Here is a 23,347-nt window from a genome sequence, read left to right as displayed (position 1 = left end):
ACTATGTCTGAAAAACAAAATAACGCAACAGCGTACTGGAAGGAAAACTTAAAGTATTTAGCCATTTTATTAGCAATTTGGTTTGTGGTTTCTTTTGGGTTTGGAATATTACTAGTTGATCAGTTAAACGCTATTAAAATAGGAGGGTTTAAATTAGGGTTCTGGTTTGCGCAACAAGGGTCTATTTATGTATTTGTTGTGCTCATATTCGTCTATATAAGATTGATGAATAAGTTGGATAAAAAATATGGAGTTGACGAATAAACTAACAAAAAACTAAACAAATATATTATGGGACTATTAACTTGGACCTGGATACTCGTAGGAATCACTTTTGCACTTTATATTGGAATTGCAATTTGGGCCAGAGCAGGATCATCAAAAGAATTTTATGTAGCAGGTGGTGGCGTACACCCCATTGTTAACGGTATGGCAACTGCTGCCGATTGGATGTCTGCAGCATCATTTATATCACTAGCAGGTATTGTATCCTTTGGAGGCTATGATGGCTCTGTGTATTTAATGGGATGGACAGGAGGATATGTGCTTTTAGCATTGTTACTCGCACCTTATTTAAGGAAATTCGGGAAATTTACAGTGCCCGATTTTATTGGAGATAGATATTATTCTAATGTAGCGCGTATTGTTGCTGTAATTGCTGCTTTAATTGTATCATTTACTTATGTAGCTGGTCAAATGAGAGGAGTAGGAATTGTGTTTTCTCGTTATTTAGAAGTAGATATTGATACAGGTGTTTATATTGGTATGACAATCGTACTTTTTTATGCTGTATTGGGAGGAATGAAAGGAATTACCTATACACAAGTAGCGCAATACTGTGTACTTATTTTTGCTTTTATGGTACCTGCTATTTATATTTCGTATGAAATGACAGGAAATATTATCCCTCAATTAGGATTTGGAGGGGCAGGAAAAGATGGCGTTTATTTATTAGATAAATTAGATAGTTTACATGCTGAATTAGGATTTAGCCAATATACCACAGGGAGTAAATCGATGATGGATGTTTTTGCTATAACATTGGCTCTAATGGCGGGTACAGCAGGATTACCTCATGTTATTGTTCGTTTTTTCACAGTGCCAAAGGTTAAAGACGCAAGAAAATCAGCAGGTTGGGCTTTGTTATTTATAGCTATTATGTATACAACAATTCCAGCAGTAGCGGTATTTGCAAGAGTTAATCTTGTAGAAACGGTAAGTAACGAAAAATATGAAGAATTGCCGCAATGGTTTGGTAATTGGGAAAAAACAGGGTTGTTAGGTTTTGAAGATAAAAATAGTGATGGTGTAGTTCAGTATGTTGCTGATAAAGCAACAAATGAATTAACAATAGATCGAGATATTATGGTACTCGCAAATCCAGAAATAGCAAAACTACCTAATTGGGTAATTGCACTGGTAGGTGCTGGTGGTTTAGCAGCTGCATTATCTACAGCAGCAGGATTGTTATTAGTGATTGCATCTTCAATTTCTCATGATTTATTTAAGAAAATTCTAATGCCAAAAATTAGTGAAAAAGGCGAGCTTGTTGCTGCGCGTTTAGCAGCAGCTGTAGCAGTTGTAATTGCTGGGTATTTTGGTATAAATCCACCAGGATTTGTCGCCGCCGTCGTCGCCTTGGCCTTTGGTCTTGCGGCAGCCTCCTTTTTTCCTGCCATTGTACTGGGTATATTTGATAAACGTATGAATAAAGAAGGAGCTATTGCTGGTATGGTTATAGGATTAAGTTTAATGTTGCTTTATATGTTGAAATTCAAATTCGGAATTTTTGATGGAGGTAAATCTGCTGTAGCTGGTTTAAAATCTAGTTGGTGGTTTGGAATTTCTCCTGAAGGATTTGGTACTGTAGCAATGTTTGTAAACTTTGTGATATCTGTAGTTATCTCAAGAATGACACCTGCGCCACCAGAAAATGTTCAAGAAATAGTAGAGAATATTAGAATACCTTCGGGAGCAGGAGAAGCTTCAGCTCATTAAAAGAAAGGAACTATTATTCTGAAATATTAAGCTAAAAGAATAAGAGGACTATTTTTAATCTAGTTAGTTAAAAGTAATCGGCATTACAATTTTTGTAATGCTGATTTTTTTTACTACTTTTTACCATCCGAATAAACGTATGAACAATTAGTATAATTTTAATGAAGAAACGTCACGAACAAAAACTAATCGTTCTTTCGATTGTGTTGTTTTTACTATTTAATGTCCCCTTTGTCTTAATTTTTAATTTTGAAGGAGCGGTATTCGGTATTCCTACATTTTATTTTTTTATATTCTCTATTTGGTTACTATCTATTATTATATCAGCAATAGTATTAAAACGACACTATGAATAATTTTACACTTATAATTATTATTGTAGTGTATTTGGCAGTGTTATTTTATATTGCTTTTCTTGCAGAAAAAAAGAAGAAAAGTAAATGGGTAAATAATCCGTATGTTTATACATTATCACTAGCAGTTTATTGCTCTGCCTGGACATATTATGGAAGCATAGGTATTGCTGCTAATTCTGGAATTGATTTTTTGCCTATTTATTTAGGCCCTGTAATTGCTGCACCTTTATGGATTTTAGTTTTACGTAAAGTAATACGAATTTCTAAACAGAATAAAATTTCATCGATAGCCGATTTTATTTCATTACGTTATGGAAATAATAGATTTTTAGGAGCTTTAGTTACTGTTGTTTGTCTTCTGGGAACATTACCATACATCTCTCTACAGCTTAAGGCTGTATCGGAAACGTTTGAAATTATGGCTGGGAGAACGAGTGATGTTTCAATAAGCATATTAGATGATTCTACATTTTATGTAGCATTAATTTTAGCGATATTCGCTACTTTTTTTGGAACACAAAAAGCAGATGCTTCTGAAAAACATACAGGAATAATTACCGCGGTAGCTTTTGAGTCTGTATTAAAATTAATATTCTTTTTGGTCATTGGGTTTTATGTAACTTTTTATTTATTCGATGGCACAACAGCTATTTATAATAAAATAGTGAACGTAGCTAATTTTAAAGATCTAACAACTCTCTCGGGATTAGAAGATGGTTTTAATTGGTTTTTTATGATTTCATTATCTTTTATGTCAATATTTTTATTACCAAGGCAGTTTCAGGTTTCTGTGTTAGAAAATAATCGAGAAAAATATTTAAAAAAAGCTATTTGGTTATTTCCATTGTATCTATTATTATTTAATGTGTTTGTTATTTTTATTGCTTGGGCAGGGAAAATAACTTTTGGAGAGGATGCAAATGCAGAATATTATACCTTATTACTTCCTTTGGAAAATGGTAATTCTTTTCTTGCAACATTGGTTTTTCTTGGTGGATTTTCTGCAGTAATCTCTATGGTTGTAGTTTCGACATTAGCATTGTCAACAATGGTGAGTAATAACCTTATTATTCCTTATGGTTTTTTAGATAAATTCATAAAAAATCAAACAGAACGAAATGAGAAGTATATTAAGAATATTAGACGTATTTCTATTTTTACAATTATCATAATAGCGTATTTCTTTTATGTTTCTTTTTCAAGAGAATTATCCTTGTATTCTATAGGTTTAATTTCTTTCGTGATTATAGCTCAGCTAGCACCTTCTTTCTTCATTGGGCTTTTCTGGAACCGTGGTTCGTCAAAAGGAGCAATAATTGGTATAATTATAGGTTTTTGCATTACCGTGTATACATTAATACTCCCATTTACATTAGCTGTTTATACAGGAACAGATGATTTTATAGTCTATGGATTAAATAATATTGCCGCACTCAAGCCTTATGCACTGTTTGGTATCGATTTTTTAAGTCCACCTGCACACGCCTTTTTCTGGAGTATTTTATTTAACTTATTAGCATATTTGATGTTTTCTATTGTGTCAAAAGGTAATTATAGAGAGCGTAATTATGCTGAAATGTTTGTAGATAGTAAGAACTTTTCGGTATTACAAGACAATGCATTGGTTTGGAAAGGAGAAGCTTATGTGGCAGATATCAAAAGTGTACTTGTTCGGTTTTTAGGAGAGAAAAAAGCAACGAGAGCTTTAAAACTCTTTTTTACTAAATATAAGTTGCCGCAAGATATACAGTTGGCTGATTCTAGATTAATTAATTTTTCTGAAAAATTACTAACAGGAAGTATCGGTAGTGCTTCAGCAAAAATATTAATAGCAAGTGTTGTAAAAGAAGAACAAATAAGTCTAGTTGAGGTGCTTAGAATACTAGAAGAATCAAAAGATAATATTGTAAGTAATAAGATACTTCTTGAAAAATCAGATGAGTTATCAGAATTATCTTCAAAATTAAAAGATGCTAATAAAGAGCTTGTAGTTAAAGATAAGCAAAAGGATGAGTTTTTAGATACTGTTGCTCATGAACTGAAAACGCCTATTACCGGAATTAGAGCAGCAACTGAACTTTTAATGGATGAAGATGATGATATGCCTAAAGAAATAAAAAAACAATTTCTTACAAACATACTTCAAGATTCAGATAGATTAGGAAGGTTAATTAATAATATTCTTGACTTTGAAAAGCTAGAAACAAGAAGGTTGAGTTTAGACATAAATTTTCTAGATATTCAAGAAACTATTAAAAAAGCAGTGGAGAGAATACAGCCTATTGCTGCAAAAAAACAAATCAGAATAACGGTAAAAAATGTAAATAATTATAAGATATATTATGATGAAGATAGAATTCTTCAGGTTTTATACAATCTAATCTCTAATGCTATTAAATTTTGTGATTCAGAATCAGGGTATATTGAAATTGACACTAAGTTAAGGGGTGAACTACTAGAAATAGCTGTAAGTGATAATGGAAAAGGGGTTCCAGAAGAAGATATTGATTATATTTTTGATAAATTTTATCAATCTCAACATCAAAATACAATAAAACCAGAAGGTAGCGGATTAGGATTAGCCATTACAAAACAAATTGTTGAAAAACACAATGGAAAAATATGGGCATCAAAGGAAATAAAATCAGGAGCAAAATTTGTTTTTACACTGCCAATTAGTTAAATTGTAAGCTGATTTATGAAGAACAAAATTTTAATAGTTGATGATGAGCCTAATATCGTAATGACTCTAGAATATGCCTTTAAAAAGAAGGGGTTTGAAGTGTTTATTGCACGAGATGGTAGTGAAGCATTAGAGATATTAAAAAATAATATTCCAAAAATAGTATTGTTAGATATTATGATGCCAAATGTTGACGGATATCAAACATTAAAATATATTAAGGAAACAAAAAGTTTAGAGGCTATGAAGGTAGTTTTCTTAACAGCAAAAAATAAAGCTTCAGATATTGAAAAAGGGTTAAGTCTTGGAGCAGATAAATATTTAATAAAACCTTTTTCAGTAAAGAAAATAGTTTCAGAAATTATGGAACTTGTGACTTAAAAGTAGTCTTGTAAGTCTTTCTTAAATATTGGTTTTGTGTGCAAACAAACAATGTTTAATTAAAATTTTAAGACGTGAATTACCAAATAAAACCACGTACATCAGATATTCTTATTACTATCTATATTGTACTCACTTTATTTTATAGAATAAAGTTCGAAAGTGAAACAGGCGTAACTGTATTACAATCTCTTGTAATCGGTTTATGTCTTGTTGTTATGCCTTGGTCTCTTATAAAACTAAAGGTTCTTAACCCTAATTGGTTCGGCTTATTTAACTCTAATAATTCTAAATAATAAGTTATTCAACCTTTTATAAGGAGAATATTACTTGTCTAAAATATAGTCTTTATTAAAAATAAAAAAGATGTTGTTGTAGGTAAAAAGAATATTACAGTAATAGGTAGTATAAGATAAATATATCAATACTAAAATACCAGAATTTATAATTAAAAAATTAACGAATAATGAGTAATTATCACATAAAACATTTTGAAGAGTATTATCAAATATATAGAAAATCAGTTCGAAGTCCTGAAGCATTTTGGGAAGAAATAGCAGAAGAACATTTTGTTTGGCGAAAAAAATGGGATAATGTTTTAAGTTGGGATTTTAAGAAACCTGAAGTAAAATGGTTTGAAGGAGGGAAATTAAACATTACTGAGAATTGTATAGATAGGCATTTAGCAACGAGAGGTGATAAAACAGCCATTTTGTTTGAGCCAAATGATCCAAAAGAAGCGGCTGAACACATTTCTTATAGGCAATTATATCATCGTGTTAATAAATTTGCAAATGTTCTAAAGGCTAAAGGAATTAAAAAAGGAGATAGAGTTTGTATTTATCTGCCAATGATTCCAGAATTAGCCATTTCTTTGTTGGCTTGTGCTCGAATAGGGGCAATACATTCTGTTGTGTTTGCAGGTTTTTCGTCTAATGCACTAGCAACAAGAATAAATGATTCAGATTGTAAAATGGTTATTACATCCGACGGATCATATCGTGGAGCTAAAACTATTGATTTAAAAGGAATTGTAGATGAAGCTTTAGAAGATTGTAAATGTGTGGAAACTGTTTTAGTGGTAAAACGTATTAATACTGACATTAATATGAAAGAAGGACGTGATGAATGGTTACAGCCTTTATTAGAAGAAGCTTCAGGTGAAATAGAGGTTGAAGTTATGAATGCTGAAGACCCCTTATTTATATTGTATACTTCTGGTTCTACAGGAACACCTAAAGGTATGGTTCATACTACAGCGGGGTATATGATTTATAGTGCATATACTTTTAAAAATGTTTTTCAATATAGAGAAAACGATGTTTATTGGTGTACTGCTGATATTGGTTGGATAACAGGGCATAGCTATATTGTGTATGGTCCATTAGCAAATGGAGCAACAACTGTTATGTTTGAAGGAGTGCCAAGTTATCCAGATTATGGGCGCTTTTGGGAAATTGTACAAAAGCATAAAGTATCTCAATTTTATACTGCACCAACAGCTATTAGAGCATTAGCTAAAGAAGGAGTAGAGAATGTAGAAAAGTACGATTTGTCAAGTTTAAAGGTGTTAGGAACCGTTGGTGAACCTATTAATGAAGAAGCATGGCATTGGTATGATGATAATATAGGTAAGAAAAAATCACCTATTGTTGATACCTGGTGGCAAACAGAAACAGGGGGTATAATGATAACACCAATTCCTTTTTGTACGCCAACAAAACCAACTTATGCAACATTACCATTTATAGGTATTCAGCCAACATTAATGGATGAAAAAGGGGAAGAAATAAAAGGAAACCAAGTTGACGGTCGTTTATGTATAAAATTCCCTTGGCCTAGTATGGCTAGAACTATTTGGGGAAACCATCAACGTTATAAAGATACTTACTTTTCTGCTTACGAGAATATGTACTTTACGGGTGATGGAGCGCTTAGAGATGAAGTAGGATATTATAGAATAACTGGGCGAGTTGATGATGTTATTATTGTTTCAGGGCATAATTTAGGAACCGCACCTATAGAAGATGCGATTAATGAGCATCCAGCAGTTTCAGAAAGTGCAATTGTTGGGTTTCCACATGATATAAAAGGAAATGCGTTATATGGTTATGTTACTTTAAAAGAAACAGGAGAAGGAAGAGATCATAATAATTTGCGCAAAGAAATTAACCAGATTATAACCGAACAAATTGGACCAATTGCAAAATTAGACAAGGTTCAATTTACAAAAGGATTGCCAAAAACACGTAGCGGAAAAATTATGAGACGTATTTTACGTAAAATAGCAAGTAAAGATACGAGTAACCTTGGAGATACAAGTACACTTTTAAATCCAGAATGTGTTCAGGATATAATGGATAATGTCTTGTAAAATAGTACTTAATAAAATGAAACATCGAAAACTAAATTTTCGATGTTTCATTTTATAATTTTACTCTTAGCGTGTTAAAAAAAATAATTATGATTTATTTGTGTAGAACAGATAAATAGTGGTATATTTGCACTCGAAATCGCGGGATAGAGCAGTAGGTAGCTCGTCGGGCTCATAACCCGAAGGTCACTGGTTCGAGTCCAGTTCCCGCTACTATTAGCAAAAGCCTTTCAGGAAACTGAAAGGCTTTTTTTTGTTATAAAAACAAATATGTACTTTGCTTTTAAGCCTTCACTTCTTCAGAATTCTTATTGCTGAAAATCATTTTAAAAAACAAAAGATAAAGTCATTGTTATAGTGCTTTCGTATTATTGAAAACACTACAACTCTGATTTTGATTTTTTTATAATTGAGTATTAACTTTTAAAATTGTTTTAAGAAGGTTAATTTCCCTATAAATTGCGTGTTAGTTTGTATAGGGTCAAAACTATTATTTTGAGTGTTGTTGTATACTAGGTAAATAAAAGAGTTTGGTTTGTATTCCCAACTAAAACGAGCATTCCATCTACCTTGTTCATTAAAAGAATTGTGTTGGTAAAATGTTGATAGCTGTACTCTAGGGTTTAATGCTAAGCGAAAACCTCCAGAATATAGATTGGTTTCTAAATTTTGTTCTTGCAAACCAATATTTTTCAGATGATTATATTCATAATCAATTGATACAGAAAAATGCGGTATTGGAGCATAACGTACTCCTGATGTTAACGTTTCTCGTTTACCATTGTAGAAATCGCCCCATTCAAATTTTCCAGATAAAGAAAACTTTTTAGAGCGATCAGAATTATACCGAACAAATTGTCGTGTATAGAAATAACGATCTTGAGCAATAGAGAGCCCTAAAGGAGCAAAATTAAAATTAATATTCTGCCATGTAGGAGATATAGCATATTCTACAAAACTATTATCCTTAAAAAAGATATATACTGGAAAGAAATACAAACTAGCTTGCTGAAATTTTGAAGGATTGTTAAAATCGTGATAATATTTCGCGAAAACACCAGGATCCCAACGACGAATCCATGGTAATGCTTTGGGACGTAAAATAAGATATCCACCAGGATTGTGTTGTATTACATTCTTTTGATAAACAAACCCCATAGCAGGCTCATAGTTTTTACTTACAAAGTTAGATTTCCAACTTGCATATATTTTATTAGTAGTGTATTTTGCTGAAAATGTACCTGCATATCCCCATTTGTCGATGGCTTCGTCTTTAGATGCAGATGCTAGGTAAGAAACTGTCCATTCATTTCTTGGGCGTATTAAACCATCTATGGTAATGGTAGTATTATTGTTTTCATCTAAGGATAATGCATTACTTTTTTCATTTAAACGATGTGTAAGCATTAATCCAATATTATTTTCCTTGTTGTAATTTTGTAAATATCGAAAAACTCCAAAGTTTGCTGCTGCCGAAGCATCTGTATTTCCTTGGTGTACGTATAATCCAGCAAGCGTCTTTTTTTTATTTCTATTGGTAAATCTAGCGCCAATATCTATGGGTGCTGGTGAAGCATTAAAACCACCTTGTAATCCTATTTGTCTACTAAAAAATGGAACTATATTTTTTTCTGAAGCCCCTGCCCAAATACCTGAATTTTCGAGGAAAAATTGTCGTCTTTCAGGAAAAAATATGTTAAATCTATCTAAATTGTTTACTGCTCTGTCTACATCTGCCTGAGCAAAATCGGTATTAATAGTTAAATCTACCACAGTATTTGGTGAAACTACCCATTTAACATCACCGCCAATTTTAAAGTCATTTTGTGAATTGGTTACAATATTACCATTCTTGGTTTCGTCTAATAAATATAAAGCATAAGGATCTATACGAACGTTCGCAGAAGGAGGCGGCACTTCTAATCCGGTTAGTTTTGCTGCATAAGTCATACGGTATGGAGAAAAAGCTTGAGGTATTTTAGGAAACACTGTTTGTTCATAATCTCTACGTGCCAATCTGAAAAAAGTAATTCCCCAATTTACAGGAACATCGTTTTTAGGTTTATCGTATCGTAAAGATTTAAACGGAATAGCAAACTCAGCATAATAACCTTGTTCCGTACGTTGTGTTCTCACTGTCCATAGCGCATTCCAGTCATTATCAGTATAACTATCATTAAAGTTTTGTAAATCTCTTTTATTACCATAGGGTGTTGTTTGAAAAGAAACAGCATATTGCTTGGTGTTTTGTGCGTCTATTTGAATCGCAAAAATGTCATTCTCACCATATGAAAAATCACGTCTTAAATCTTGAATTCTAATTCCTTTTGTACCTAATGAATCCTTGCAAAAAGCTCCTACATAGAGGTTTTTATCATCGAAAAGAATCTTCACTTCAGTTTTGTAGCGATGATTTGCTTCTTGAGTGGGTTCAATTTTAAAAAAATTGGATACAATTGAGGCGTTTTCCCAATCCCTTTCTGTTAAATTACCATCAATAGTTATTGTTCCAGTTACTTTTGTTGCTTGTATTTCTTGGGGATTTTCAGGAGGTGGGAAATTACCGCTTTCTTGTGCTTTAACATGTGAAATGTATGTTAGGAGGCTAAAGATTACGATGCGTAAATGATTTATTTTCATTGAATTAATTGTTGCTTAGTTGTTTTGAAATTGATTATTCTCTTGCATTTTTTTTTAGATCTCTAAAAAAAACATAGTCTGTCCCTCATATTTATTGAAGATTTGCTTAGAATAAACGTTTACATATCTCCGTATTTTTTAATTGAGGAGGAGTAATTTTTTTAAAACTCTCACTTAATCTATATGCTAAAACAAAAAATATTCGTGAAATATTTAGCTGTTAACTATGCTTATAACCTGTATAAGTTTAAAAACATGAATAGAATCATATGTATTAAGCTAACAGTATTTAACTGTAGGTGAGTAAAAAGAATAGAGTAAGGTAATTACTTAAAAAAAGGGGGAGGTCTTGAAAATAGGTTTGTAATATTTGTGGAGGTGATGTAAGTAAAATTATAATAATTTATTACTTTTTCTTGAAGGTAGCATATGTAATTATTGCTTATAAAGCTTTGGGTAATATCGTTAATTATGGGCGTAAAACTATTGTTTGAGATTATGTCACAAACTTCACAATGCTCAATAGTATCATTGTGGTCATGAGTAAGCACATGTAAACCAGCTACTTTTAAAGAAAGAAAAATAGCGATAAAAGTATAGGTAATATGCTGTTTTAAGTAAGCTAATTTCATTGCAACTAAGTTGCAAAATAAAATTTAGGCAGAATGTTAAATATTTATTAAAGTGACCTGTGTTTTATAATACAGTAAATTTGAATACAAATTTGTACTTACTTATTGTAGTTGTATTGTGTTATTTGTCACTATAAAGAAAGTATTAGTAGTAAAATATTATCTAAAACTCCAGTTTTTGTAACTACTAGAAGCTTCTAACTTAGTTTCAATAGCATTTGGTAAGTTAGGGAAGAAATCAATTCCTGTTTTTTGTTCTAACTCATCAATAGAAACAACAAAATCATATAAAGGTTTTTTACTTTCTTTATGAGGAAACAAAAAAGCGATAGCTTTTATTTCTGGTTTAGTGTAATCTAATATTATCTTATAAAACTCATTAGGTACACTTACTTTGTCTTTTCCTATTGTTTTTAAATTAGGATTTAAAATTCCACCAGTAACTATATATAGTTGATTATATTTCTTAGCCCAATAACGAGTTTTCTGTTCTAATTTATTCCAAATACCAGCATTAAAATCATGCTTTTGAGGTGTAATGTTGGAGGTGTAAAAAGTTTCGTCATGTGCTTCTTTAGAATATCTCTTATCTCCAGCAGGGCATAAATGACCTCTATCATAACCAGACTTTTTATAACTTCTCCAATTAGCAGACTTTGTTTTTACTTTGGGATCGTTAATAAAATATGGTCGTTTAAAGTTGTTGTAAATAATATCACTTTTACTTAGTGAGTAAGCAACCCACTCAGCTTGTTCGTGTTGCTCGTTGTAAGATAATTGGTATCCGTTATGTTTTATAACGACACCTGTTGTAGTACTAGGTAAATAATTAAACCCTTTTATGTTTTCAACAGGTGTTTCAGAAGTTGAATTACTAGGCGTTTCCTTTTTATTTAACCAATAACTAACAACTAAAACAATGATGGCAACAACTAATTTTATTTTTTTTGAAGTACTCATTAACTTTTAAGTAAAATTTCTTTAAAGTTTTCTGTTTTTTCAACTTGATTGAATATTGTTTGAAATTTAGTAGGAGGTACAGATAGTTTTCTTTTAACTAAATCTAACCAAGCTCCGTAAACAGTTATTACTGCCGATAATTTTCCTGCTTCATTAAATACTTCGTGTTGAATTTTCCAACGTTCACCTTTACTAGATAGCCCAAGCACCTTTAAATTAATAGAAATATCTGTTCCCATATGAATTTCACGTAAAAATTTGGTGTTTTCTTCAAATAGAATTGGGCCTGTATTTTCTTTTGTAAAGTCTTGAATAGTAATGTTATGTTCTTTAAAAAAACGTAATCTTACTTCAGCTGCATAGTCGTTATAAGCGGTATGACGCATATGTATATTAGCATCAAAATCTGACCATCGTGTTTTAAACTGTATACTAAAACTCATTTGTTATTTTTTTTGCTAAAATACATTATAATTTATAATGTTTTAATTCTAGTTAAGTGCGTTTTAAAAAAATGATTTGTGTTATTTGTTAGCGTTTTTTGAATAGGTAAAACCGTATTCCCGTTATATAGAGAGCTAATGGAATTAGCCCGCTAATAAAAACTAAAAAACGATGAAGAAAGCCAAATGATTCGCCAATGTGAATTGGATACATTTGTGCTGTGGTTCTTAAAGATAATGGATCGGTATTAAAAGAGTTTATCTTTGTTGTAATTAAATCCTTATCGGTAAAAATATCTGCGGTTTTTCTAAGTCCACTTTCAATTTCAAGAGTATTTATGAATCTAAACCTATAGCCTTCATCTTTTTTAGAAGGAAAATGAATTGACCAGAGTTTATACTTTTGAAGTGATTTTTCGGTTTGTTTTTCAATAGAAAAGTAGGTGCCTATCTTAATTTTTGTTAATGAAGAAGTATCTTCTATTTTAAAGTCTGGTAATACTGAAAATATTGTTCTATACTCTTTATAAAAAGTGAAATATGCTCCTGAAAAAGATATGATCATTAGTGGAATTATAAAGTAGATTCCAGCTACTTTATGTAAGTTGTAATTAAATTTTTTCTTAGAAGAAGACCAGGTTATTGTAAAGCCTTTTTTCCATCTTCTTTTGTAGCTTCTACGCCATAATAAAAAACCTGAAATTAGTATAGAAAAACAAAATAAAAGAGAAGAAAACCCCATTATATAGCTACCGTAAGGTTTTATACATAGGTTTCGATGAAGTTGTAAAAGAGTTTTAAAAAAAGAAGCTGTTTTTAAATTAGATCCTAAATAAGCGCCATTTTTAGGATGGTAATAATATGTGGTTCCATTTAAAAAGGTTAACAGAATGTAATTGCTTTTTCGATAAGGGAGCTGAAGTTTTTTAATAGAATCGCTATGTACTTCTTTTAACTTTATAGCAGTATGAACACTTTTTGCATAAGAGGTTTTACTAGAGTTATGTATGGCTAATTCTTTATTTGTTAAGTAAGCAGAAATTTCAGGTTGCCAAACATATAAAGAGCCTGTAATCCCTGAGAAAGAAACAATGGCTCCAACTGTTAAACCAAGCCATAAATGAAGTGTTTTAATTATTTTATAAGGTTTCATTTGCTACGTTACTCGTTAAAAAAAGCGAATGATTGTCATTCGCTTTTTTTGTGATAAAGTTATTATTTATTTGAATAGGTTTTAAAATTCATAAACCACTCCTAATTTAGCATTTATTCCTTCACCTGCGGTAGTTTGACTTCTTAATGGGGCTGCCCATTGAGCTCTTGCAGGTAAAAAGAATTCATTTAATAAGTTGTTTACTGCAACTGATAATTTTACATTAGGTTTTACAGCATATGTACTTGAAAAATTAAGCATTGTGTATCCTTTTACTGGTACTTCTCTATAGCTATAAGAATATACTCCAGCTTTCTCTTTAGGGTTAAATCGATTGCGATTACCCGTATAGATTAAACGCAGTGATGATGTTAAGTTTTTTATTGGCTGAATATTAATATAAGCTGTCGTTTTAGGAGGAGAAACAACGTCTCCACCAATGTAACTTAAGTCATTTGGGTTTCCAGGAGTATGTTTTAATCCTTCAACAAAAGAATACGAACCACCAAACTGTAATTTATCATCTAAAAAAGTGAAATCAGTAGATACTTCAGCTCCATATATTTTTTGTGGATTTTTAGATTGTTCAAATCTATTAATATCATCGTTAAAAACAAGCCCTAAGCCGAAGTTTGAAGTACTGTAAAAACCAACAGCTTCGAAACGTACATGTTTAAATTTTGATAAAAATCCAAATTCGTAATTGTTTGTTTTAATCGCGTTAATATCTAAATGATTTACATTATCAGCTTTTGCTGTTCTTAATGTTCTACCTAAATCTGGTAATGAAAATCCTTGAGAATAGCTTGCATAAGGTATAAATTCATCATTTTTGATATATCTAATTCCTAAGTTTATTGATGTGTTTTTAAAATCTAAATCGCCACCAATAACATTAACAGGTGCTGTGAAATTATTATCAGACTTAGATGAGTAAGGCAATGTAGTAAAGTTCTCAATATTAAGGTTCATAGCATCGTAACGTACGCCAGCTTTAAAAACCCAATCTTCATTATATTTAAATTTAGCTTGTAAGTATGGTGCGTAGCTAAATAAATCTAAATTAGGAACCCATAAGCGTCCATCTAATAACCCTTGATTAGTTTTATCTTTTAAAATGTCAATACCATAGGTAAAAGACATGTTCACTGGAGAATTAGTGTTTAAAACAGTATGGAAATTAGGTCTAAGTCCCATTTTTTCAGAATTTACTACAGATTGCCCACCACCAACAAATTTATCAGAATAGAAAAATATGTTTTTACTTTTCTGATAAAATAAATCAGTATCTAAACTTGTTGTACCGTTAAAAATATCAGATAATTCGTGCTTTAATTGTGCATTTGTGGTTGTTACTCCTGTAGCACTTCCTAATAAAGGGTTTGTTACAGTTGGTAATACACCAGTTCCTGGTATAATTTCGTAATCTCCTGCTTCATTTGTTACAGATATTGATCCTAATGTAGGAACAAAAGGAGAGCTTTGGCGAGTTTGATAACGATTTGCCATTAAGCTTAACTTTTGATTGTCATTAAGTTGATATCCTAATTTTAATAAACCACTAAATATTTTTGTATTGTCTAAGCCATATGTTGGTAGCAATACTTCTCCATTTGCATCGTATTTATTACCAGTTTGTTCAAAACTTCCAGAAGCATAGTATGAAAAATCATTAACAACACCTGAAAAAGATTGGTATACTCCCCAGCCTAAAGCATCTTTAACTCTTTTTAAATTTGCTGTTTGCCATAAGTTAGTTCTACCACTTATTTTTTTATATTTATTTGGTTTTTTAGTAATATAGTTTACGATACCACCATCTCCACCATTACCATAAATAGCAGTAGCTCCTTTTATAACTTCAACTCTAGAAATATCATTTGGATTTAAAGATTTTAAACCCACTTTAGCATTTCGTAAAGGAGTAGATTGTGGTATACCGTCTACCATTACCAATAACTGTCTACCACGAAGTGTTTGTCCCCAATTAGAATAGGTTCCTGTACTAGAAGCCAATCCAGGAACAGAAAACTCTAAAATATCATTAATATTCGTAGTTGTTGTTCCTAATTTTTCTAATTCTCTTGTTCCTACAATTGTTATAGAAGCAGGTATTTCTGAAATTTTTTCTGAAGTTCTTCCTGCAGAAACAACAATTTCATCTAAAATGCTTTTATCTTCTTCTAAAACTATGTTTAAAGTAGTAATATTAGTAGTGATATTTACTTCTTTAACTTGTGTTTTATAGCCTAAAGATTGAAAAGTAATTAAATAGGTGTCTTTTTTTAAATTTTTAAGTTCGTATTTTCCATCAAGATCTGTTGTTGTTCCTTTATTATCTTTTTTTATAAAGATAGAACTACCTACAATTCCATCTCCATGTGTATCTTTAATTGTTCCTGTTAAGATATTTTGAGAATAAGCACTGAATACTGTAAAAAGTGCCAAAAATATAATTTTATATAGTTTCATTTAGATTATTTTGGGCGCAAAAATATGTATTATTTTTATTTAGAGTTAATAAAAATAACTTATTTTTAAAAGTTTTTATAACCTCTGCTAAGGTTACTCGAAAGTGAAAAAAATAGATGAAGAAACTTAAAAAAAATATCTAAAAACTATTAGTGCTTTTGATAAGTGTAGGTGTTTGTTTTTTAAGATTTTACATCTAAGGAATCTCGAAGTGTATTTCCTATAAGCATAAATGCCATTACTAAACTCATAATTGCTAGCCCAGGAATTAATGCTAAAAAAGGCTTTCCTAAGATGATGTAATTATAATGATTTTTAATCATAGCTCCCCATGACGGAGTGGGAGGTTGAGCGCCAATACCCAAAAAACTTAAACCACTTTCAATTAAAATTGCTGCGGCAAAATTTGCTGCAGATATTACAATTATTGGTGCTAAAATATTTGGGAGTATATGTTTAAAGATAATTCTAAAGTCAGAAAAACCTAAGGCTTTTGCAGCTTCAACATATTGTTGTTGCTTTGTAGTAATTACTTGTCCTCTTACTACACGAGCAACTTCTACCCACATTGTTAATCCAACAGCTATAAATACTTGCCAAAAACCTTTTCCTAATGCTAAAGTTATTGCGATTACTAATAATAAGGTAGGTATAGACCAAGTAATGTTAATAACCCACATAATAAAAGTATCTATTTTACCACCAAAGTACCCTGCCAAAGCCCCAATAGGAATTCCTATTAAAAGTGAGATGAAAACTGCTATGAATCCGATAAAAAATGAAATTCTAGCACCAATTAATAATCTACTTAATAAATCACGACCATATTTATCGGTTCCAAACCAGAATGTTTTTTGTTGAATGTGTTTTTTTGGTTGATCATTAAATAATGCTAAAGGATAGTTTTTAGCTAAACCATCTGAATACTTTAAAATTTCTAATTGATTGTTAATTAGTTTGTAAGATTTTATAGGGATTTCTGTAGGTGAATTTTGCTTTCCGTTCATAAAGATAGAAAACCAAGATTGTTCTTTCTTAGATTGAGAAGGAATACTTAGCATCATTACAGAAAAGCCTGGTGATTTAGAGTGAATTTCTAAATGCATTTGATTGGCAGAATTGCTATTGTCTGGGGCAATTGTATAACAAAAAACAGCAATTAATCCACAAAAAACGATAAACAAAAAACTAAGCATTCCTGTTTTACTTCGCTTAAATTTCTGAATAGCTAATTGCCATAATGAAGTAGGTTTTTTAGTTACCAAAGCTTACTTTTTAATAGTTAAAATATCAGTTCCCGATGGATTTTCGAAAACCTCTAAGTTAAAGTATTTTATACTAGCTAAAATATGGTCAAAAATATCAGCCATGTCTCTCTCGTATACAGCCCAAGATTTGTTTTTGCAAAAAGCATACACTTCTAATGGAATTCCGTTTGCAGTTGGTTGTAGTTGACGAGACATAAAAAGTAACTCTTGATTTATTTTTGGATGTTGTTTTAAATATTCATCTAAATATTTTCTAAACATACCAAAATTGGTTAGGTTTCTACCATTTATTAGTAAAGATTTGTCAATATTATGCGCTGTATTATATTTTGTAACATCGTTATATGCATCCGTAATATAGTTGGTTAGTAATGCTATTTTCTTATAATGTTTAACATCTTTATCAGTTAAAAAATCAATACTATTTATTTTAATTAAGATAGATCGTTTTATTCTACGACCGCCAGAATTATCCATAGCTCTCCAATTTTTAAAAGAATCAGAAATTAATGAATATGTAGGTATACTAGTTACTGTATTGTCAAAGTTTTTTACGATTACTGAAGCTAAATTAATTGCAGTTACATTTCCGTCAGCATTGTATTTGTCCATTGTAATCCAATCATTTAAACGTACTGTATCGTTTACAGAGATTTGTATACTAGCTACAAAACCCAAAATTGTGTCTTTAAAAATAAGTAGTAATACGGCAGAAAAAGCACCTAAAGCTGTTAAAAATCGAATAAGAGGTTTTCCTGTAATAATAGAAAAAGATATTATAAAACTGATGATCCATAATACCATCATAAATGTTTGAACGTAGCTTTCGAGAGGTTTATCTTTAAAAGCAGTTAGATTCCTTAAAGAATCTTTTACTGTTAATAAAATACTTCTAATAAACCAAATTATAGAATATACAATTGCAACATTAATTACACGTTCAGCATGTTTTAAAAGTTCAGGGAAATCTGTTAAAAGAGAAGATAAAAGTCCATAAAGAATAACAAAAATAACAATTCGCGAAATATTTAAAAACACACGGTTTTTAATTAATAAGTCATCAAAATTTGTTTTGGTTTTTGCAGCTACTTTTTTTACAAACTGACTTCCGAAATAACGGAATATTTTAAAAAATACGTATCCTAAAACTGCAAGGATAAATAAGTTTACAATTAAATTAAAATAAATTGCGACTTGCTCTGAAGTAGAAAATTGATTTTTGAATATATGATAGAAAAACTTACTTGACATAATTTTATTTAAGAATTAAAAGTTGGTATTTCTTCACCAATTTTTAAGTTGAATTTTTTTCTAAACAAAAATACAATAAGATATAGAATAGGAGTATCAAAAGCAGCTACTATTATTTTGAATAAAAAACCACTAATTAATAAGCCTGTAAAAATATTCCAAGGGAGTATTTTAAAAGAACACAATAAAAATAAGACAGTAAAAGTATCTATAAATTGAGAGAAAAAAGTAGAAAAATTATTACGTAGCCATAAGTGTTTCCCTTTAGTTAAGTGTTTCCAAAAATGGAAAATACGAATATCAATAAATTGTGCAAATAAATATGCTAACATAGATGCTAAAACGGCCAAAGGAGATAATCCAAATACTTTAGAAAAAGTAGTATTGTCTATAGGTGAGCTGTTTAGAGCAGGAACATAATCAGCAATAAGAATAATTAACATCGAAAAAAAAGATGCGAATATCCCCGCAATAACTACTTGGTTTGCTTTCTTTTTTCCATAAACCTCAGATAAAATATCAGTGATTAAAAAAGTAATAGGATATGGTAAAATTCCAACTGAAATTTCAAAACGATATAAGTTGAAAGGTTCCCAGTAAAAGAACTTTTGAAATATTAAATTAGAAGTTACCAACGAGGCAATAAATAAAGCAGCTAAAATTAAATAAATAAGTTGTGCCTGTGAATTTTGTTGTGCTGTCATGAAACGAAAATAGTATTTTTTTTCTCTTAATAAAATAGTTTCCTACTAATAAAAACGATACTAAAAAACATCTAAATAATTTATAATGAAAAGAAAGAAATAGCTACAAATAAAAATGATTATTTTTGCTGCATAATAAACAAACAACGAAACAAAATGAAAGCATATATTTTTCCAGGTCAAGGAGCACAGTTTACAGGTATGGGATTAGATTTGTATGAAAAATCTTCATTAGCTCAAGAACTTTTTGAAAAAGCTAACGATATATTAGGTTTTAGTATTACTGATGTTATGTTTGAAGGTACTCCTGAAGAGTTAAAACAAACAAAGGTAACACAGCCAGCAATATTTTTACATTCAGTAATTTTAGCAAAAGTATTAGGTGATGATTTTAAACCAGAAATGGTTGCGGGACATTCATTAGGAGAATTATCAGCTTTGGTTGCAAACGGAGTATTATCTTTTGAAGATGGATTAACTTTGGTTTCTAAAAGAGCGTTGGCTATGCAAAAAGCATGTGAAATTAAGCCTTCAACAATGGCAGCTGTTTTAGGTTTAGATGATAAGATAGTTGAAGACACTTGTGCTGAAATTGATGGGATTGTAGTTGCTGCAAATTACAATTGTCCTGGTCAGTTAGTAATTTCAGGAGAAGTTGAAGCGATAGAAAAGGCTTGCGAGGTGTTAACTGAAAAAGGAGCAAGAAGAGCTTTAGTTTTACCTGTTGGTGGAGCATTTCATTCACCAATGATGGAGCCTGCTCGTGAAGAGTTAGCAAAAGCAATTGAAGAAACTACATTTAATGAGCCAACTTGCCCAGTGTATCAAAATGTAGTAGCAAAAGCTGTTACAAATCCTACTGAGATTAAAGAAAATTTAATGGTACAATTAACAGCACCAGTAAAATGGACGCAATGTATACAAGCGATGATTGCTGATGGTGGTACTGAGTTTATTGAAGTTGGTCCTGGTAAAGTATTACAAGGGTTAATGCGTAAAATTGATAGAAGTGTTACTGCTAGTGGAGCAGCATTAATTGAATAGTATATTTAGTTATATAAAAAAAAACCTTGAAGAAATTCAAGGTTTTTTTGCTTTTAGACTTAACTAGATTAGTTGAAATAAAAAAAGCAATCTCATTTGAGATTGCTTTTTAATATATTTAATGCCTTGTATTAAGCATTTAAAGGTTTACCATCCCAAGCAGCTTTAGCAGCTTCTTTAATAGCTTCAGAATATGTTGGGTGACCATGACAAATTCTAGCTAAATCTTCAGCAGAAGCTCTAAACTCCATTGCTACGGCAGCTTCCATAATTAAATCAGCAACACGTGCACCAACCATATGTACACCTAATACCTCATCAGTATTTTTATCAGCTAATACTTTAACAAAACCATCAGTATCTCCACTTGCTCTAGAACGACCTAAAGCACGCATTGAAAATTTACCAGCTTTATATTGAACTCCAGCATCTTTTAACTCTTGTTCTGTTTTACCAACAGCTGCAACTTCTGGCCATGTGTAAACAATACCAGGAATTAAGTTATAATCAATATGAGGTTTTTGTCCTGCTAAAAATTCAGCAACAACAACACCTTCTTCTTCAGCTTTATGAGCTAACATTGCTCCACGAACAACATCACCAATTGCATAAATATTAGAAACATTTGTTTGTAAATGATCGTTTACATCAACCATACCTCTATCGGTAAGTTTTACACCCGCTTTTTCTAAACCTAAACCTTGTGTGAAAGCTTTACGACCAACAGCAACTAAACAGTAATCACCTTTAAATTCAACTTCAACACCTTTTTTGTTGGTTGCTTTTACGATTACTTCGTCTCCGTTTCTTTCTACAGAAGTTACACCATGACTAGTGTTAAACTTCATACCTTGTTTCTTTAAAACTTTTTGAAGTTCTTTAGAAATATCAGCATCCATAGTAGGAGTAATCTTCGGAGCGTATTCGATAACAGTTACATCAGCACCTAAACGCTTGTAAACTGAACCTAATTCTAATCCAATAACTCCACCACCAATTACTAATAAATGTTTAGGAACTTCCTTTAATTTTAATGCTTCGGTAGAAGTTATTACACGTTCTTTATCTAAAGAAATAAAAGGCAAAGTAGATGGTTTAGAACCTGTAGCTATAATGATATTTGTTCCTTCAATTATTTCAGAAGTTCCATCATTTTTAGTAACCTTTACATGTGTAGCATCTTCAAAAGAACCTAAACCTTCATGAACAGTAATTGCATTCTTGTCCATTAAATATTTAATTCCACCAGTTGTAGTTTCAACAACTTTTGCTTTACGATCAACCATTTTTCCAAAATCAAAAGATGGCTTTTCTACTGAAATTCCATGCTCTTCAAAATGATGTACAGCATCGTAATAATGATGAGAAGAATCTAATAATGCTTTTGAAGGAATACATCCTACATTTAAACAAGTACCACCTAAAGTTGAATATTTTTCGATGATTGCTACTTTAGATCCTAATTGAGCGGCTCTAATGGCAGCAATATATCCACCTGGACCAGAACCAATAACGATTAAATCGTATTTCATAAGTCGTGTTTTTATTATTTATGTATGTCTGACGAAACTTATGTTTCTATCAGTTTATATTTTGTTTTTCAGAATAATAAGTGCAAAATTACACATAAAAGTTGATTTGTTGAAGTATGTTTTCGATTACTTTTTATGAAAAAATAGCATTAATTATTTTAACTTTGAAACCGTATGAAACAACTATTAATTATCGGGTATGTTTGGGTAGAACCAAAATCTTCTGCGGCAGGAAGTAGAATGTTACAATTAATTGAATTGTTTTTAAAGAACAATTATAAAGTAACCTTTGCCTCACCAGCTCAAAAGAGTGAAAAATCGTTGAATTTAAAAGAAATAGGAGCTGATGAGGTTGCAATAACTTTAAATTCGACTTCTTTTGATGATTTTGTAACTGAATTAAATCCGACAGTAGTGTTGTTTGATCGTTTTATGATGGAAGAACAATTTGGGTGGCGAGTTGCCGAAAATTGTCCTGAAGCATTACGTATTTTAGATACTGAAGATTTACATTTTTTAAGAAAAACACGACATCAACAATTAAAAAAGGAGGAAGAGTTTTCAAATGAAGCATTATTAAATTCTGATGATGCCAAACGTGAAATAGCTTCAATTTTACGTTGTGATATAAGTCTGGTTATTTCAGCTTACGAAATAAAATTACTAAAAGAAGTTTTTAAAGTTGATGAAAAGCTATTGTATTACCTTCCTTTTTTACATAATAAGATTGATGAAACTGTTGTTAATAAATGGAAATCTTTCGATGAGAGAAAGAATTTTGTGTTTATCGGAAATTTTTTTCATGCACCAAATGTTGATGCTGTTTTAACTTTAAAGAAGTATGTGTGGACAGCAATTAGAAAACGATTACCAAAAGCTGAAATTCATATTTACGGAGCTTATGCAACGCAACAAATAAATCAATTACATAATAAAAAAGAAGGTTTTATTATAAGAGGTTATGCCGAAGATGCGGTAGAGGTTGTACGAAGTGCAAAAATTGTATTAGCTCCTATTCGTTTTGGTGCAGGTATTAAAGGTAAACTTACAGAAGCAATGATTTGTGGAACACCAAGTGTTACAACAACTATTGGAGCAGAGGGAATGTATGGTGATTTATCTTGGAATGGTTTTATTGAAGATAATTTTAAAGAGTTTTCAGAACGTAGTGTTGAGTTATATTCAAATGAAGAGCTATGGAAGCAATTTCAATTGAATGGAATAGCAATTATCAATGCTATTTATGATAAGAATAAAATAGCACAGCCTTTTATGAATCATGTAAAAATAATCCAACAAAATTTAGCTAAACATCGTCAACAAAATTTTTTTGGAAGTTTATTACAACATCAAACACTACAAGCTACAAAATATATGAGCAAGTGGATTGAGGCTAAGAATAGTATTTAATTTGTATAAATTAAGTAGATAATATTTTCGTGTTTTTAGTAGGTTG

The 23,347-nt window shown here is 30.9% G+C and carries 16 protein-coding genes and 1 tRNA gene; 8 read left to right on the top strand and 9 right to left on the bottom strand.

Annotated features, from left to right (window positions below; genetic code table 11):
• The first annotated feature begins 3 nt into the window (after positions 1 to 3).
• From H518_RS0117470 to H518_RS0117445, 6 genes are all read left to right on the top strand, one after another.
• Entirely contained in the window at positions 4 to 264 is a 261-nt protein-coding gene (locus tag H518_RS0117470; RefSeq protein ID WP_028890273.1) for a DUF4212 domain-containing protein, read from the top strand.
• A 27-nt stretch (positions 265 to 291) separates the two neighbouring features.
• Positions 292 to 1,998, top strand: a complete 1,707-nt coding sequence (locus H518_RS0117465; protein ID WP_028890272.1) for a sodium:solute symporter family protein — start codon at positions 292 to 294, stop codon at positions 1,996 to 1,998.
• A 348-nt stretch (positions 1,999 to 2,346) separates the two neighbouring features.
• Positions 2,347 to 5,037 (top strand): sensor histidine kinase, encoded by a 2,691-nt coding sequence (locus H518_RS0117460; RefSeq protein ID WP_028890271.1) that lies wholly within the window; start codon positions 2,347 to 2,349, stop codon positions 5,035 to 5,037.
• A gap of 15 nt (positions 5,038 to 5,052) precedes the next feature.
• Positions 5,053 to 5,418 carry a response regulator transcription factor gene (locus H518_RS0117455; protein WP_028890270.1) on the top strand — a complete coding sequence of 122 codons (366 nt, stop codon included), beginning with the start codon at positions 5,053 to 5,055 and terminating at the stop codon, positions 5,416 to 5,418.
• A 466-nt stretch (positions 5,419 to 5,884) separates the two neighbouring features.
• A complete protein-coding gene (gene acs, locus H518_RS0117450) occupies positions 5,885 to 7,792 on the top strand; it encodes an acetate--CoA ligase (RefSeq protein WP_028890269.1) in 1,908 nt (635 codons plus the stop codon).
• Positions 7,793 to 7,932: 140 nt separating this feature from the next.
• A tRNA-Met gene (locus H518_RS0117445) sits at positions 7,933 to 8,005 on the top strand.
• Between the two features lie 210 nt (positions 8,006 to 8,215).
• On the opposite strand, the gene H518_RS0117440 is transcribed toward H518_RS0117445, so the two are convergent.
• The 8 genes from H518_RS0117440 to H518_RS0117405 all read right to left on the bottom strand — a co-directional run bounded on the left by H518_RS0117440 (position 8,216) and on the right by H518_RS0117405 (position 19,315).
• Complete coding sequence (locus H518_RS0117440; protein ID WP_043707216.1) at positions 8,216 to 10,432, bottom strand: DUF5916 domain-containing protein; 2,217 nt, start codon at positions 10,430 to 10,432, stop codon at positions 8,216 to 8,218.
• A gap of 791 nt (positions 10,433 to 11,223) precedes the next feature.
• Positions 11,224 to 12,024, bottom strand: coding sequence for a DNA/RNA non-specific endonuclease (locus tag H518_RS0117435; RefSeq protein WP_028890267.1), 801 nt, complete (start codon positions 12,022 to 12,024; stop codon positions 11,224 to 11,226).
• Positions 12,024 to 12,467, bottom strand: a complete 444-nt coding sequence (locus tag H518_RS0117430; protein WP_028890266.1) for an acyl-CoA thioesterase — start codon at positions 12,465 to 12,467, stop codon at positions 12,024 to 12,026. The genes H518_RS0117435 and H518_RS0117430 overlap by 1 nt, the downstream gene beginning before the upstream one ends.
• Positions 12,468 to 12,555: 88 nt before the next feature.
• Positions 12,556 to 13,620 carry a PepSY-associated TM helix domain-containing protein gene (locus H518_RS0117425; RefSeq protein ID WP_043707214.1) on the bottom strand — a complete coding sequence of 355 codons (1,065 nt, stop codon included), beginning with the start codon at positions 13,618 to 13,620 and terminating at the stop codon, positions 12,556 to 12,558.
• Between the two features lie 81 nt (positions 13,621 to 13,701).
• A complete protein-coding gene (locus H518_RS0117420; protein ID WP_028890264.1) occupies positions 13,702 to 16,092 on the bottom strand; it encodes a TonB-dependent receptor in 2,391 nt (796 codons plus the stop codon).
• Positions 16,093 to 16,274: 182 nt separating this feature from the next.
• Positions 16,275 to 17,357 carry an ABC transporter permease gene (locus tag H518_RS0117415; protein WP_028890263.1) on the bottom strand — a complete coding sequence of 361 codons (1,083 nt, stop codon included), beginning with the start codon at positions 17,355 to 17,357 and terminating at the stop codon, positions 16,275 to 16,277.
• 3 nt (positions 17,358 to 17,360) lie between these two features.
• The gene (locus H518_RS0117410) at positions 17,361 to 18,611 is read right to left on the bottom strand and encodes a mechanosensitive ion channel family protein (protein WP_028890262.1); all 1,251 of its coding nucleotides are present in this window, start codon (positions 18,609 to 18,611) and stop codon (positions 17,361 to 17,363) included.
• Between the two features lie 8 nt (positions 18,612 to 18,619).
• Entirely contained in the window at positions 18,620 to 19,315 is a 696-nt protein-coding gene (locus H518_RS0117405; RefSeq protein ID WP_028890261.1) for a queuosine precursor transporter, read from the bottom strand.
• Between the two features lie 156 nt (positions 19,316 to 19,471).
• On the opposite strand from H518_RS0117405, the gene fabD reads away from it, so the two are divergent.
• The gene (gene fabD, locus H518_RS0117400; protein ID WP_028890260.1) at positions 19,472 to 20,359 is read left to right on the top strand and encodes an ACP S-malonyltransferase; all 888 of its coding nucleotides are present in this window, start codon (positions 19,472 to 19,474) and stop codon (positions 20,357 to 20,359) included.
• Positions 20,360 to 20,490: 131 nt separating this feature from the next.
• Here fabD and lpdA read toward each other — a convergent pair whose 3' ends face one another.
• Positions 20,491 to 21,891, bottom strand: a complete 1,401-nt coding sequence (lpdA, locus tag H518_RS0117395) for a dihydrolipoyl dehydrogenase (RefSeq protein WP_028890259.1) — start codon at positions 21,889 to 21,891, stop codon at positions 20,491 to 20,493.
• A gap of 174 nt (positions 21,892 to 22,065) precedes the next feature.
• Between lpdA and H518_RS0117390 the strand changes: the two genes are divergently transcribed.
• The gene (locus tag H518_RS0117390; RefSeq protein WP_028890258.1) at positions 22,066 to 23,301 is read left to right on the top strand and encodes a glycosyltransferase family 4 protein; all 1,236 of its coding nucleotides are present in this window, start codon (positions 22,066 to 22,068) and stop codon (positions 23,299 to 23,301) included.
• Positions 23,302 to 23,347: the final 46 nt, after the last annotated feature.

The organism is Tenacibaculum ovolyticum DSM 18103 (assembly GCF_000430545.1).
GTDB lineage: Bacteria > Bacteroidota > Bacteroidia > Flavobacteriales > Flavobacteriaceae > Polaribacter > Polaribacter ovolyticus.
The sequence above is the reverse complement of the archived record's forward strand: the minus strand, read 5'-3'. Positions and strand labels throughout refer to the sequence as shown.